The following is a 13,472-nucleotide window of genomic DNA, read 5'->3' as shown; positions in this document are numbered from 1 at the left end:
CGACTACTCCGTCGTCAATGACGTGACGTCGAGCCGAACGGAGGGATACCAGCCCGCGAGCGAGGGCAGGTAAATACTGAGGAACCGGTCGACGAAGATGATAGGGATGATGACCTCCGCTGGGATACCCAGCGCGACGAACACCGCCGTCGCCGTGGCCTCGGTGATGCCGATGCCGCCGGGCGTCAGCGGCAGAAGCGTCACGGTGTACGCGACCAAGAGATACAGCGGCAACGCGACCAGCGGTTCGAACGCGACGCCGAAACTCCCCAGCAGCAGGCCGACGCGGACACCGGGTGCGAGCACGAGGTCGACGGCCCAGCCGACCGCGTAGCGGAGCCACACTGCCGGCTCGCTCGCGAGCGACCGAAACGTCGTGGTCGAACTGTCGGTAAACTCCAGCAGGCCGTCGAGCCGTGCCGCGAGTCCCTCACCGAAGCGTGGAACCCGGACCGCGACCCCGGACAGCAAGCCGATGAGCCGGTCCAGATACGAGAGATTGAGGCCTCCAAACAGGATGGCGAGGCCGGCCGCGAAGTAGAGGCTCGTCGCAAGCGCTAACAGCAGGAGGAGTTCGAGCCGGAGCAGTGGAATCGCTAGAACGAGCCCTGCGGTCGCCGCGACGCCGTAGTATATCGCAAAGATGCCGGTGTGAAGCGCCGACGCCGCGGCGGCGTCGCTGTAGGCCATTCCGGTCTGGCTCCGGAGGACGAACGGCGCGGCCAGCCGTCCCGAGAGCCGCGAGGGGAGCAACTGATTAACGAAGTTCACGATGAGCGTCGTCCCGGCGGCGGTCCGGAACTGGACCGGTGCGAGCGGGGTGATTACCGCGTGCCACGAGTAGGTCCGGCCACAGATACCGAGAACGCTTATGGCGACGACCGCGAGCGCCGTTTCGGTTTCGACGCTGGCGAGCAGGTCGATTGCGCTCGCGATGTCGAACTGCGTGAGCAGCCACGAAAGCGCAACGACGGCGATACCGTACTGGGCGACCGTGATCCCCAGATCACGAGCTCGACTCGTCACGGTGCCTCGCCCCTCTGTAGCCGTGTCGCGACCGTTTCGCCATCCGCCAGCACCGCCTGTACGGTCGTGAACTCGAAGTCCTGTTGCAAGATTCGCTCGACGGCTCGTCGCATCCAGTCGCCGGTCCTGACGTACACCCGCGTCGGCACCCCCTCGACGGCCGGCAGGTCCACCAGTTCCCACGGGTGGACGTACAGCATCGGCGTGATGCCCCGGCGGGCCAGTAGCCTCATGCCCAGAATCGTGTACCGCGGGCCGAAAAACCGGAGCCAGGTCCCGGTGAGGGGCAACTGCAGCCCCGGCATGACGCTCGCCGGGAACTCGGTGATACTGTCCGGCGCGTCCGGGTGCACCGCCGACGCCGGAACCGGTCTGTGGACGTCGTGTTCGCCGCCGTACCACCCCGGAATCGACCGGCTGGAAACCACGCTCGAGTCGTACGTGTAGCCGGTATCGGAAAGCAGGTCGAAGTGGTCGTCGGTGATGTCGAAGGCGGGCGCGCGGAACCCGGAGACCTGCTCGTTGGTGACTCGCTCCAGCACGTCCTTCGACTGGGACAGCTCCCCCCGTCGCCCGTCGCTGTCGAGTTCCGAGAGCAACTGGTGGGTGTGCGTGTGCGAGGCGATTTCCAGGCCCGCGTCAGCGAGCGCCCGCACGGCGTCGGGATGGGAGTCAGCGACTGATGACACCACGAACGCGGTGGCAGTCGCGTCGTACTCCGCCAATATCTCCCTGAAAAACCGGCCGCCGTCGAGACCGACGCCGTCGCGGTCCGTCGTCCCCGACGCGCTCCGGTACGCCGGCGTCTGGGTGAACAGCTCGAAATCTATCGACAGCACCGCGCGGTTACTCATCCTGCTTGTCCTCGGTCTGTAGCTGGTGTTCCTCCAGTTCGCTCCGGAGGAGGCTCAGCTCCTCGTTCAGCCGCGACAGCCGGTCGTACATGTGCCCGATGCGGTTGAGCAGGTACGTCACCGCCACGAACAGCGTCAGGTTCGAGATGACGAGGATGGCCCGGGCTTTCCACTCCAGGCCCAGCAGCCGCGCCACGACCTCGAACACGTTTGGGACGATGGCGACGACGATGAGCCCCGCGCCGAGCAGCAGCGACATCACGAACAGCTCCAGCGATTCGCGTTCGCTTCTGACGATGATGTACCCGTTCGCGAGGAAGGCCAGGCCGACGACCAGCGACAGGAGGTTGACCAGTGAGTAGTCGAATCCAAAGACCATGATTATCGAAAGAGGAGGACGCGAAACACCGTGTCGGTCATGCGTAGCGGGTAGAGCACGAGCGTGTCGAGGCTGAACTGCGACTCGCCCTCGTCCCGGATCGGCATCTCTATCGATACTTCTTCGATCCGCTGGCCGCGCTGGGCCGCGTCGAGCGTCTGTTCGACCGCCCAGTGGTTGTCCGAGCGGTGGAGGATGTCCTGTAGCGCCGACACGCGGTAGACGCGGAAGCCGCTCGTCACATCGGTGATGTCGATGCCGCCGAGCTTCCGTACGACGGTCGTGAAGAAGGTGATTCCCAGCCGCCTGATGAGCGGGTAGTCGTCGATGCTCTCGTTCAGGTAGCGGCTGCCGATGACCATGTCCGCGTCCTCGGCGTGGGAAAGCAGGGTCGGAATCTTCTCCGGGTCGTGCTGGCCGTCGGCGTCGACCTGCACGACGAAGTCGTAGTCGTGGCGGATGGCGTACTGGTAGCCCGTCCTGACGGCTCCGCCGACGCCGGTGTTAAAGACGTGTGTGACGACGTGTGCGCCGTGCTCGCGAGCGATGGCCGCGGTGTCGTCCGACGACCCGTCGTCGACGACGACCACCTCGTCGACGTAGCGGCTCGTTCCGTCGATCACCGACCCGATGGTGGACGACTCGTTGTACGCGGGGATGACGGCGACTGTTCGCACTGGTGGAAACGCCGCTAGCAGCGAACTTAGAATTGTCGTTCTATGGAATGGTCCTATTCTGGTCTGTGAGCCCGCACTCGACCCGGCAGCATATTTCGTTCCCTGCGGGGACTCGCAATCGACATCGGTCATGATGAATAGGGCAAGAATGAAAACACACCGCGCGGTACGTACTGGCATGAGTGTCGAGCAGGAGCAGACGGAACGGACCATCAGGTGTCTGGTGGCGAAAGTCGGACTCGACGGGCACGACCGGGGCGCACACGTCATCGCGCGGGCGCTCCGTGACGCTGGCTTTGAAGTGATTTACTCAGGGCTCCATCGAGCGCCCGACGAAGTCGTGCAGGCCGCTGTGCAGGAGGACGTAGATGTTGTCGGCATCTCCATTCTCTCGGGGGCGCACAACACGCTGGTCCCAAAGATTCTCGACGGGCTAAGAGAGTATGACGCGTTCGATGACCGGCTCATCCTCGTCGGCGGCATCGTCCCGGATGACGATCAGGAGGAACTCCGCGGCCAGGGCGTCGACGAGATATTCGGCCCGGGCGCGTCCATGGAGGAGATGATCGACTACATCCACGAGAACGCGCCCGAGCGATGAGCGACCTCGTCGCTGACCTGCTTGCGGGCAAGCACAGCGCCCTCGCCAGAGTCATCACACTGATAGAGAACCGTTCGTCGGGGTACCGAGAGATAATTTCCGACCTCCACCAGCACACCGGGACAGCCGACGTTATCGGCGTCACGGGCAGCCCCGGTGCGGGCAAGTCCACGCTGGTCGACAAGGTCGCAGCGACCTACCGCGAGCAGGGCCAGACCGTCGGCGTCATCGCTATCGACCCGTCCTCGCCGTTCTCCGGCGGCGCAGTGCTCGGCGACCGGATACGGATGGCCTCGAATGCCGGCGATATGGACATGTTCTTCCGGTCGATGTCCGCTCGCGGCTCGCTAGGCGGGCTGTCGACGGCGACGACCGACGCCGTGACCGCGCTGGACGCGTTCGGCAAGGACAAGATCATCGTCGAGACGGTCGGCGCAGGCCAGAACGAGGTCGACATCGTCCGCACCGCCGACACCGTTGCCGTGCTCGTCCCGCCGGGCAGCGGCGACGACGTGCAGATGCTCAAAGCCGGCATCCTCGAAATCGGGGATGTGTTCGTGGTCAACAAGGCCGACCTCGATGGGGCCGACCGGACCGTCCAGCAACTCCGGGAGATGTTACAGGGACAGAGCGGACGCCCGGACTCCGGCCATCACGGCGCGACTGAACTCGCCGGCGACCATGGCGATGCGTCCACCGATGCCGCCGATGATGAGGCGGACGAGTCGGAGACGTGGAATCCCCCTATCGTGGAGACAGTCGCCAATCGGGGCGAGGGCGTCGAAGATTTCTTAGACGCGCTTGCCAACCACGGCGCGTATCTGGACCGAACCGGCCGCCGAGAGGGCCAGGCGCGGGAGCGCTTCGCCGCCGAGATTCGGACCCTGCTTCGGGAGGACGCCAACGAACTACTGGTCGACGAACTCGACCGCCGCGGCGGCATCGAGCAGTACGTCGATGCCGTTATCGAGCGAAACACCGACCCGTACACCGTCGTCGACGAGGTCCTCGCGCCGCTCCGTGCGTGTCTCGACGAGCGTCGCGACGGGGCCTGAGTACGAGGCTGGCACCCACCGGACTGAGAAAGCTCTCGGGCAATCGACACCTGATGCTCGTCCAGCATGTATAACACACTCCGGGCCCCAAGATATCAGTATGAGACTCCGCAAGGCGCTCGGGGCGGTCGTTGGTGCGGTCGGCGCGACAGCCGCTGCCAACCGCGTGCTGCAGTCGCGGGCCGGCGCGTTCGAACCGATGCTCGACGGGGAACAGGGGACGTACCGCTGGCGCGGGTTCGATATTGCGTACACTGAAGCCGGCGACCCGTCGGACCCGGACCTCGTGTTGTGCCACGGCATCAACGCCGCTGCCAGCAATCACGAGTTCCACACGGTGTTCGACACGCTGGCCGAGGACTACCACGTCATCGCGCCGGATCTGCCGGGCTTCGGGCACACGGACCGGCCGCCGCTGCTGTACTCGGCGTCGCTGTACACGGCCTTCGTGCGCGATTTCATCGAGGACAACACCACCGATGCGACCGTCGTCGCGTCGTCACTGACCGGGGCCTACGCGGCCAGCGCGGCACAGGAAGTCGACGTCAAGGAACTCGTCCTCATCTGCCCGACGGACAGTTCGATGGGTAATCGTACCGTCTGGCTCCGCTCGCTGCTCCGCGCGCCGGTCATCGGCGAGGCCATCTACAACCTTACCGTCTCGAAACCCTCCATCCGGCACTTCCACGCCGACCACGGCTACTACGACATGGATAATCTCACCGAGGACGTCGTCGACTACGAGTGGCAGAGCGGCCACCAGCCCGGCGCGCGGTTCGCACCGGCGTCGTTCGTCTCCGGCTTCCTCGACCCGGAGGACGACCTCGGTGAAACGCTGGCCGGCCTCGACGTGCCCGTGACGCTGGTCTGGGGCGAGGACGCCGACATCACGCCGCTGTCGGAGGGTCGCGACCTGGCCGAACAGGCGGACGCGATGCTCGTCGTGTTCGGTGACTCGCTGCTCTTGCCCCACGTCGAACACCCCGGTGAGTTCGTCGACGTGGTCCGCGACAGAGTGACGTCGGTAACGGTCGAGAACTGAGTTCTAGCGCGGCCGGAACACGACGGCTCTGTCGCCGGTCGTCACGCGCTCGCCGACGTCGATACCGACCACGTCGCCGATGGCAACGTCGTCCGGGTCCACGTCACGGACGAGTCCCGTGACCGACACCGGTCCGAAGTCGGCGATGGCGGTGACGTAGGGCGCGTCGTCCTCGAACTGCGGCGTCGGGACGGTAATCGTCGTGTGGCTCGCGATTTCGCCGGATTCTGGCAGATCGACCGCCGAGAGTTCCTGGTCGTGGCAGCGCGGACACACTCGCCGGGGCGGCAGCCAGCCGTGGCCGTTCGAACATTCGAGGTAATAACCGTCGTCCGATTCGATGCTGTCGAGCCACTCGTCGTACTCGCCGTCTCGTGCGGATTCGGTCATTCTTGCACCTCCATGACGTGGACGGTCGTAGACGCGACTGTACCGCCCGCGTTGTGCGCGACGCCGACGGTGCTGTCCGGGACGGCGTCGGCCCGCGGGTGCGACCCGTCGAGGAGCCAGGCAACGGTCGCCAACTGGGCGACACCGGTCGCGCCGACCGGGTGACCTTTGGCTTTCAGCCCGCCAGAGAGGTTTATCGGGAGGTCGCCGTCACGGGTCGTCTCCCCGTTGCGCGCCGCGGCGATGCCCTCACCGCGCTCGTAGAAGCCCAGCGATTCGATTGCGAGTACTTCCGCGATAGTGAAACAGTCGTGGACTTCGGCGAAGTCGACGTCGTCTGGACCGACGCCGGCGTCCCCATAGGCCTCTTCGGCGGCCTTGTCGGCGGCGGGGGTCTGTGCCAGATGCGGGCGGTCCTGCAGTGCGAGATTGTCGCCGCCCTGTCCGGTGCCGGTGATGGCGACTGGGGCGTCCAGGTCGTGTTCCTCAGCGTAGGCCTCCGTCGTCAGGACGGCAGCCGCGGCCCCGTCAGTAATCGGACAGGAGTCATAGAGGCCCAGCGGGTCCGCAATCGTCGGGGCCTCCATCGCGTCCTCGACCGTGATTTCCTGCTGAATCTGGGCGTGCTCGTTGACCAGCGCGTGCTCGTGGTTCTTGACGGCGATGTGAGCGAGGTCCTCGTGGGAGCCGCCGTACTGGTCGAAGTACGACCGGGCCATCAGCGCGTACGCCCCGGGGAAGGTCATCCCGGCGCGGACCTCGTAGAGGTCGTCGGCGGCGATAGCGAGCGCGTCCGTCGCCGCCGCCGTCCCGATATTAGTCATCCGCTCTGCGCCGCCGACGACGACGACCTCCGCTTCGCCGTTCCGGATCGTCTTGACGGCTTCACGAACGGCCGTACCGGCTGATGCACAGGCCGCTTCGACGCGGGTCGCCGGAACGTCCAGGCCAATGGCCTCGGCCATAAGCGGGCCCTGATGGCCCTGGTGTTCCGCGAGCTCTCCCATGAAGTTGCCGTAATAGAGGGCTTCAGCGTCGTCCGGGTCGATTCCGGATTGCGATAGCGCTTCGAGTCCGGCCTCGGCGAACAGGTCTCGGCCGGTTCGCTCGGGGTGTTTCCCGAAATGTGTCACGCTAGCCCCGGCGATACGTGGGTCTGACATTATCTCCCAGTGTGCGCTGACGGCTTAAATGCCTACTGCTCGGATGCTTAATTAGCGCATATTCGGGGCCATAAACGCCTAAAAACGGGGTATGGGTTCTTAATCGAGGTTATCTCCCACGAAGGATCTATTGCCCAGAAAGGAACTATCTCCGCTTCAGTTCACGATCTCGGCGATACGCTGGGGTTCTCCCGATAGCGCGGGTTCCGGCTCGACCATCTGCAGCACTTCGTGATCGGTCACGTCGGGATACGACTTCTGGATGGCGTCCTCGATGAGGGCCTTTTCGAGGCGGAACTCCGTCCCCTCGTAGACGACATCTACGCCCTGTTCGTCGAACGACAGTACAGTCATGCCGCGGATTACGCACGGCACGAATAAAAGGATAGTCTCTCGCGCGGCCACACTGATTCAGGTGCTTCGACGGCCGCTCGACGTAACACGCGCTCCGCTCAGTCCGTCAGGATTGTTACGAGTCGCCGTCGCTGCCGACTCGGATGACCTGCAGTAGGGAGTACACCGGGACGCCGCGGATGTCGCCGACGCCGCGCTTGTCAGCCAGCACGACGCAGGCCACGGGGTTGCCGCCCTGTTCGTGGATCGCGTCGATGGTTTCGCCCATCGTCTTGCCGCTCGTGATAGTGTCGTCGACGACGTAGCAGTCGCGGTCCCGGATCTGCGCGAAGTTCCGGGAGAACGAACCGTCACTGGTCTCGCTCTCGTCGTCGTCCCACTGGTGTTTCGTCGGGGCGTACGTCCCGAGGTCGGTTTCCAGTTCCCGGGCAACAGTCGTCGCAAGCGGTGCGCCGGCCTTCTCGATGCCGATGGTGAGGTCCACGTCGTCGCCTTTCTTCGAGAGCAGGTCCGCCATCGCCGCCCCCGCGTGGTACAGCCGGTTGCTGTCCCGCCCGACGGCGGACCAGTCGACGTGGATGTCGTGGGGACCGCCGTCGTCGCTCGTCTCCGGTTCCGTGCCGGTGCCGCTGCGTTCGACAAGCCAACTCGCCGTCTCGCGGGAGACGTTGAGCTCGTCAGCGATCTCGCCCTTAGAGAGGCCACGCTGTGCCAGGTCGGACGCGCTGTCGACGAGGTCGTCGATATTCTTCATACCACCATCTCCGTGTGCGAGGATTTAATAGGCAGTGTTCTTCACTTACCGAAAATTTATTTACAACATCAGTTGTATATTTCTAGCGGCTGGGTTTCACTCCCCCTGCCGTCCGGGACCAGGTGGGACCACCGTTGGGTCACCAATGTTCCCCACCACTCCGACCCGGCCGACGTCAACCGTCTCACGGAGCATGGTTGTCCGCGGGACCGCACGCACCAGCGGTACAGGCGGGACTCTCCCGCCGTTCCCGTCCATCGTCTCTCCGAACAGAACCCGGCTAGCGTCTCGAATCCCGGACCAGACACCGATTCGGCCGTTCCTGTACCTCGTTTCAGTTGTCGCTCACTTCAAAGGTGTAGAGGCGCTGCTCGCAGGTCGGACAGACGAGCGTCTCGTCGGGGTCCTGCCGTGGTCCCAGATGGCCGCCACAACACGACACCGACGACGACTCGACCAGTTCGGCGCCACAGACCGGACACCTGTCGAGAAACATCCGGAAGGCCTCCGCACCGGCGATTCTGAGCCGCTCGTCGTCGAGACGCTCGCCGAGGACCTCGTACGCCGCGAGCTCGGCGACGACGACCGGTCGAGGAAGGAGCTGCTTGTGGTCGGAGCCGAGTGCGACCCACTCCGCGTCGTCGGCGTACGGTTCTGTGTAGTCGACTCGCGGGAGCGATGCCTGCAGCGCCGTCGAAAGCGAATCGAGCGACTGGTCGGCCAGTTCGTCCATTCGCTCGTGCCACGCCGAGTCGATGGCCGTCGCGAGAAACAGCCGCTCCCCTTCGACTTCGATAATGCCGGCCGCCGATAGCTCCCGGAGGACGGTCTCGCCGTCCATCCCCACGTCGTCGGCCAGCGATTCGCTTTCCTGGCGAGTCACGTCTTGCCGGGATGACTCTCTGTGTGATGGCTTTCCGTGGAACCACTCGTCCGGGACCGGTGACGCTGCCACCAGCCGCGGGGCAAATTCGGGCGTGTACGGAACCAGATACCCCCGAAGGTAGACCACCGCGACGCCGACAACGGCGACCAGCAGGCTCGCCCGCGGGCGGTTGCGTGCGCGAAGGAACATGACACCGATTCCAACGAGCCCCAGATTCAGGACAGTACACGGCCAGCATCTGTTCTCTCCGGTGTGCGACTCGTCGCTGAGCGTTCTGAGTGCGTCCATCGGATCTGTTTCCTTCGGTGCGGACTCCCGGCTCATGTTCGGACATCGGTATGCAGTCCCAAAATTCTTTAACAACAGCTGTGGTACAAAGTGGCATGAGTGATTCGCCGGTGACATACACCACGCTCGGGTCGACAGGGCTCGACGTGTCCCAACTCTGTCTCGGAACGATGAACTTCGGGAGCGCGGAGCCCTGGATGCTGAACGACGAGGCTGAGAGCCGCCGGATACTCGAACGGGCGCTCGATCTCGGTATCAACTTCTTCGATACTGCCAACGCCTACTCGAACGGGGAGAGCGAGCGGATTCTGGGCAGTGCAATCGACTCCGCTCGCCGCGGCGAACTGGTCATAGCCTCGAAGGTATACTTCGATATGCACGACGGCCCGAACGGCAGCGGGCTCTCGAAGAAACACATCATCGATCAGTGTCACGCCACCCTGGACCGCCTCGGCGTCGACTATCTGGACCTCTATCAGATCCACCGGTGGGACGACGACACGCCCATCGAGGAGACGCTGGACGCGCTGACGTATCTGGTCGACGAGGGGCTGGTCCGCTACATCGGCGCGAGTACGATGGCCAACTGGCAGTTCCAGAAGGCGCTGTACACGGCGGATATCGAGGGGTACGAGCGGTTCGTCTCGATGCAGCCGGAGTACAACGCCGTCGACCGCCACGAGGAGGCGAACCTCTTGCCGGTGTGTGAGATGGAAGGGGTCGGCGTCATCCCGTGGTCGCCGCTGGCCGGCGGCTTCCTGGCCGGGAAGTATGAACGCGACGACGACCTCTCCGAGGGCCGAGCAAGCACGGACGAGTACACAGCAAACCGGTTCAGCGACGAGAACTGGGCGGTCCTCGACGAGGTGCGGGCGATTGCCGACGCGAAGGGCGCGACACCGGCACAGGTCAGCCTGGCGTGGCTCTGCCATCAGGACGTCGTCGACGCGCCGATTATCGGCCCGCGGACCATGGGCCATCTGGAGGAGAACGTCGAGGCACTCGACATCGAGTTAACTGACGAGGAGTGCGCCCGAATCGAGGCTCCGAAACAGCCACAGTGGCCGGTCGAGGGCAAGGACTGACCTGTGGACCTCGATAGATAACCATGCACGTTAACTGCGTACTCAGTTTCCCTGTACACACATGGACGACAGCGAACTAACCGATGTCCTCGAAGATGCCGGTCTCTCCCCGTATCAGGCGGAGGCCTACGTGGCGTTGCTGGGGTTGGGGACCGCATCGGCGACCGACATCGCTGACTCCTGTGACGTTCCGGACCCGCGGATCTACGACGTGCTCCGGGACCTGGAGACGAAGGGGTATATCGAGACGTTCCAGCAGGATAGCCTGACCGCCCGCGCCCGCAATCCGGACGTAGTGCTTGAGGACCTGCGGTCCCGGTCGAGCAAGTACCTCGACGCGGCAGAGACGATCGAGGAACGCTGGAACCAGCCCGAGATATCAGACCACGAGGTCAGTATCGTCAAGCGGTTCGAAACGGTCGTCAGCCGAGCCCGGGAGCTCATCGAAGCGGCCGAAAACCAGATTCAGGTCGGTGTGGACCCGGAGCAGTTCTACGCGGTTCGTGAGGAACTCATTGCCGCCCACGACCGCGGCGTGAACATCAAACTCAGCATCTGTACAGGTCCTGGAGAGGAAGTACCGCCGCTTTCCGACATCGAGGGGACCTGTACGGAGGCTCGGAACCGGGAGATCCCGGCCCCGTTTTTCGTGCTGGTCGACCGGACCTGGACGTGTTTTGCGCCTCACCACGACTCAGTCAACGAGTACGGCGTGCTCGTCAAGGACCGGACCCACACCTACGTCTTCCACTGGTTCTTCCTGACCTGTCTCTGGGAGATCTGGGACACACTGTACACCGAGCGGACGCCGGAAACCCCGACGACGTACGTCGACCTCCGCCACGCCGTCCGGGATATCGAACCGCTGCTGAACGAAGATGCGACTATCGAGGCCGTCATTGAGGGGTACGACACGGAAACGAAGGAGTCGGTCGAGCTGACAGGGCGCGTTACCGACATCGACTACACCGGGAGTAGCATCGGTCGGAAGGACCCCGTCCCACTGGCACAACTGGCCGGTCGAATCAGTGCGACGCTGGTCACCGACGACGGGACGTACGAGGTCGGTGGCTGGGGGGCCGTCATCGAGGAAATCGAAGCGACCGAGATTACAATTACGGACGTCACGTACGAGTGACACAGACGCCGTTTTTTCGGGATCAGTAAACTCTCCCTCAGTTTGCGCGTTTGAGATCCTCTATGTGGCAAACAGCTGTTTGACCTATCCCTGCGTATATATACTGAAAGATTTATACGATATCGAATAGTCAATAATATATCACGATTGCCGGGCTGAGGCCGACAATTAACAACACCTGTGGTTAATTATGGACAACCTTTAAGGTGTGTCCGGGATAGCTCAGAATAGATATGTCGGACAATGGCACAAGCGGCGAGCGGAACTCGACAGGCGTCTCCCGGCGACGGTTCGTCCGTGCCGCCGGAGCAGCAGGTGTTGTCGGTGGACTGGCAGGCTGTGCGGACTTCGTTGGTGGTGGCGATGGCGGCGACGGGAGTGACGGTGGCTCGACTGACGACGGTAGCAGCGGCGATACGACGACGGTCCAGTGGGGCTTCGACCCGGTGGCCGTCCAGAACAACGGCGACGCAATCAAGCAGGCACTGCACGACAACGGCCTGTCGGACGACATCGAGATAGAGTTCGTCCCGCGTGACCAGGACACCGGTGCGGCCCGGTCGAACTACAACCGACTGCTCTCGGCCGGCGAGACGAACCCGGATATGTTCCTGATGGACAACGGCTGGACGAACATCTTCATCCAGCGGGGACAGCTCCAGAACCTCTCGCAGACGCTGCCCGAGGAACTGCTCACGGACGTGTCGGACAACTACTTCTCGGCGTTCACGGACACGGCCCGGAATCCAAGCACAGGTGACCTGTTCGGCGTCCCGGTGTTCCCGGACTTCCCGACGATGCAGTACCGCAAGGACCTCGTCGAGGAAGCCGGCTACAGCCCCGAAGAGAACAACTGGGCGACCGAGCCAATGACGTGGGAAGAGTGGTCGAACATCGCCGCGGACACCTACGACAACGCCGATGTCGAGTACGGGTTTACCACCCAGTGGGACATCTACGAGGGGACCTCCTGCTGTACGTTCAACGAGGTCATGTCCTCGTGGGGTGGCGCGTACTTCGGCGGCCGCGACAACCTCTTCGGGCCGATCGGTGAGCGGCCGATCACGGTGAACAACGAAGAGGTCCACAACGCATTGAACATGATGCGGAAGTTCGTCCACGACGAGGAGTTCGACGGACAGTTCGAGGGCTACGGCGGCGGCTTCACCCCGACCGAAATCCTCGGCTGGAAGGAGGAAGACGCTCGCGCGCCGTTCGTCAACGGCAACGCCGTCTTCCACCGGAACTGGCCCTACTCGCTAGCGCTCGGTGGCCGCAACCCGGAGGAGACCGAGGACCCGGCGCTCGGCGAGAACCTCGGTGCGATGCCGATTCCGTACGCCGTGCCCGAGAGCGAGGCCGCACAGCCCGGCACGGGCGGTACCACGGCCGCCCTCGGTGGCTGGCACATGACGGTCAACCCCAACACGGAGGACCTAGACGCCGTGACGCAGGTCATTCGCGCCGCCATGGAGCCGGACTTCCAGCTCACGCTGCTGTCCGTTCAGGGATGGCTGCCGCCGCGGCCTGAACTGTTCAACTCCAGCGAGGCGCAGAACGTGCCCGTCGTTGGCCGGTACATGGACACGCTGCAGGTCGCCGGTAACAACACGATGCCGCGCCCGGTGACGGCTGTCTGGAGTGATCAGTCCAGCAAAATCGCACAGCAAGCGAACCGCGCAGTCGGTCAGGAAGCCTCCTCGGCCGACGCGATGGCGACGCTAGAGTCCGCACTGGAAGAGACCGAGCAGACCTGAAGCCACAGGCAAACGTTACACAA

General features: G+C 63.9%; 15 protein-coding genes. 6 read left to right on the top strand and 9 right to left on the bottom strand.

Going from position 1 to position 13,472, the window contains the following annotated elements:
- Nucleotides 1–3: 3 nt before the first annotated feature.
- Genes ACNO8S_RS07415 through ACNO8S_RS07400 form a run of 4 tightly spaced genes read right to left on the bottom strand, consistent with a single transcriptional unit; the run spans nt 4 to nt 2,936 of the window.
- Nucleotides 4–1,026 carry a lysylphosphatidylglycerol synthase transmembrane domain-containing protein gene (locus ACNO8S_RS07415; protein WP_420182731.1) on the bottom strand — a complete coding sequence of 341 codons (1,023 nt, stop codon included), beginning with the start codon at nt 1,024–1,026 and terminating at the stop codon, nt 4–6.
- A complete protein-coding gene (locus ACNO8S_RS07410; RefSeq protein ID WP_420182730.1) occupies nt 1,023–1,880 on the bottom strand; it encodes a polysaccharide deacetylase family protein in 858 nt (285 codons plus the stop codon). Before ACNO8S_RS07410 ends, ACNO8S_RS07415 begins: the two co-directional genes overlap by 4 nt.
- Entirely contained in the window at nt 1,873–2,259 is a 387-nt protein-coding gene (locus ACNO8S_RS07405) for a DUF2304 domain-containing protein (RefSeq protein ID WP_050038083.1), read from the bottom strand. The genes ACNO8S_RS07410 and ACNO8S_RS07405 overlap by 8 nt, the downstream gene beginning before the upstream one ends.
- Nucleotides 2,260–2,261: 2 nt before the next feature.
- The gene (locus ACNO8S_RS07400; protein ID WP_014040394.1) at nt 2,262–2,936 is read right to left on the bottom strand and encodes a glycosyltransferase family 2 protein; all 675 of its coding nucleotides are present in this window, start codon (nt 2,934–2,936) and stop codon (nt 2,262–2,264) included.
- Between the two features lie 178 nt (nt 2,937–3,114).
- Between ACNO8S_RS07400 and ACNO8S_RS07395 the strand changes: the two genes are divergently transcribed.
- From ACNO8S_RS07395 to ACNO8S_RS07385, 3 genes are all read left to right on the top strand, one after another.
- Nucleotides 3,115–3,537 (top strand): cobalamin B12-binding domain-containing protein, encoded by a 423-nt coding sequence (locus ACNO8S_RS07395; RefSeq protein WP_004961266.1) that lies wholly within the window; start codon nt 3,115–3,117, stop codon nt 3,535–3,537.
- Nucleotides 3,534–4,592 carry a methylmalonyl Co-A mutase-associated GTPase MeaB gene (gene meaB / locus ACNO8S_RS07390; RefSeq protein WP_420182729.1) on the top strand — a complete coding sequence of 353 codons (1,059 nt, stop codon included), beginning with the start codon at nt 3,534–3,536 and terminating at the stop codon, nt 4,590–4,592. The genes ACNO8S_RS07395 and meaB overlap by 4 nt, the downstream gene beginning before the upstream one ends.
- 100 nt (nt 4,593–4,692) lie before the next feature.
- Complete coding sequence (locus tag ACNO8S_RS07385) at nt 4,693–5,634, top strand: alpha/beta fold hydrolase (protein ID WP_014040391.1); 942 nt, start codon at nt 4,693–4,695, stop codon at nt 5,632–5,634.
- Between the two features lie 3 nt (nt 5,635–5,637).
- Here ACNO8S_RS07385 and ACNO8S_RS07380 read toward each other — a convergent pair whose 3' ends face one another.
- The 5 genes from ACNO8S_RS07380 to ACNO8S_RS07360 all read right to left on the bottom strand — a co-directional run bounded on the left by ACNO8S_RS07380 (nt 5,638) and on the right by ACNO8S_RS07360 (nt 9,505).
- A complete protein-coding gene (locus ACNO8S_RS07380) occupies nt 5,638–6,024 on the bottom strand; it encodes a Zn-ribbon domain-containing OB-fold protein (RefSeq protein ID WP_014040390.1) in 387 nt (128 codons plus the stop codon).
- Entirely contained in the window at nt 6,021–7,187 is a 1,167-nt protein-coding gene (locus ACNO8S_RS07375) for a thiolase domain-containing protein (protein WP_008309110.1), read from the bottom strand. Before ACNO8S_RS07375 ends, ACNO8S_RS07380 begins: the two co-directional genes overlap by 4 nt.
- A gap of 156 nt (nt 7,188–7,343) precedes the next feature.
- On the bottom strand, nt 7,344–7,541 hold the full coding sequence (locus ACNO8S_RS07370) for a DUF5800 family protein (protein ID WP_008309112.1): 198 nt from the start codon (nt 7,539–7,541) through the stop codon (nt 7,344–7,346).
- Nucleotides 7,542–7,656: 115 nt separating this feature from the next.
- Nucleotides 7,657–8,295, bottom strand: coding sequence for a transcriptional regulator GfcR (gene gfcR, locus ACNO8S_RS07365; protein ID WP_014040388.1), 639 nt, complete (start codon nt 8,293–8,295; stop codon nt 7,657–7,659).
- Between the two features lie 334 nt (nt 8,296–8,629).
- Entirely contained in the window at nt 8,630–9,505 is an 876-nt protein-coding gene (locus ACNO8S_RS07360; protein WP_064288072.1) for a hypothetical protein, read from the bottom strand.
- 59 nt (nt 9,506–9,564) lie between these two features.
- Between ACNO8S_RS07360 and ACNO8S_RS07355 the strand changes: the two genes are divergently transcribed.
- From ACNO8S_RS07355 to ACNO8S_RS07345, 3 genes are all read left to right on the top strand, one after another.
- The gene (locus tag ACNO8S_RS07355; RefSeq protein ID WP_014040386.1) at nt 9,565–10,554 is read left to right on the top strand and encodes an aldo/keto reductase; all 990 of its coding nucleotides are present in this window, start codon (nt 9,565–9,567) and stop codon (nt 10,552–10,554) included.
- A gap of 61 nt (nt 10,555–10,615) precedes the next feature.
- On the top strand, nt 10,616–11,692 hold the full coding sequence (locus ACNO8S_RS07350) for a TrmB family transcriptional regulator (RefSeq protein WP_014040385.1): 1,077 nt from the start codon (nt 10,616–10,618) through the stop codon (nt 11,690–11,692).
- Between the two features lie 233 nt (nt 11,693–11,925).
- The gene (locus ACNO8S_RS07345; RefSeq protein WP_420182728.1) at nt 11,926–13,449 is read left to right on the top strand and encodes an extracellular solute-binding protein; all 1,524 of its coding nucleotides are present in this window, start codon (nt 11,926–11,928) and stop codon (nt 13,447–13,449) included.
- Nucleotides 13,450–13,472: the final 23 nt, after the last annotated feature.

It is taken from the genome of Haloarcula sp. KBTZ06, assembly GCF_048595605.1.
GTDB classification, from domain to species: Archaea; Halobacteriota; Halobacteria; order Halobacteriales; family Haloarculaceae; genus Haloarcula; species Haloarcula hispanica.
This window is presented reverse-complemented; position numbering and strand designations above follow the sequence as displayed.

Coding starts and splice junctions, on each gene's coding strand:
- ACNO8S_RS07350 (WP_014040385.1), top strand. CDS start 10,616: ATGGACGACAGCGAACTAACCGATGTCCTCGAAGATGCCGGTCTCTCC.
- ACNO8S_RS07385 (WP_014040391.1), top strand. CDS start 4,693: ATGAGACTCCGCAAGGCGCTCGGGGCGGTCGTTGGTGCGGTCGGCGCG.
- ACNO8S_RS07375 (WP_008309110.1), bottom strand. CDS start 7,187: ATGTCAGACCCACGTATCGCCGGGGCTAGCGTGACACATTTCGGGAAA.
- ACNO8S_RS07345 (WP_420182728.1), top strand. CDS start 11,926: ATGTCGGACAATGGCACAAGCGGCGAGCGGAACTCGACAGGCGTCTCC.
- gfcR (WP_014040388.1), bottom strand. CDS start 8,295: ATGAAGAATATCGACGACCTCGTCGACAGCGCGTCCGACCTGGCACAG.
- ACNO8S_RS07355 (WP_014040386.1), top strand. CDS start 9,565: ATGAGTGATTCGCCGGTGACATACACCACGCTCGGGTCGACAGGGCTC.
- ACNO8S_RS07405 (WP_050038083.1), bottom strand. CDS start 2,259: ATGGTCTTTGGATTCGACTACTCACTGGTCAACCTCCTGTCGCTGGTC.
- ACNO8S_RS07360 (WP_064288072.1), bottom strand. CDS start 9,505: ATGAGCCGGGAGTCCGCACCGAAGGAAACAGATCCGATGGACGCACTC.
- ACNO8S_RS07370 (WP_008309112.1), bottom strand. CDS start 7,541: ATGACTGTACTGTCGTTCGACGAACAGGGCGTAGATGTCGTCTACGAG.
- ACNO8S_RS07395 (WP_004961266.1), top strand. CDS start 3,115: ATGAGTGTCGAGCAGGAGCAGACGGAACGGACCATCAGGTGTCTGGTG.
- meaB (WP_420182729.1), top strand. CDS start 3,534: ATGAGCGACCTCGTCGCTGACCTGCTTGCGGGCAAGCACAGCGCCCTC.
- ACNO8S_RS07380 (WP_014040390.1), bottom strand. CDS start 6,024: ATGACCGAATCCGCACGAGACGGCGAGTACGACGAGTGGCTCGACAGC.
- ACNO8S_RS07410 (WP_420182730.1), bottom strand. CDS start 1,880: ATGAGTAACCGCGCGGTGCTGTCGATAGATTTCGAGCTGTTCACCCAG.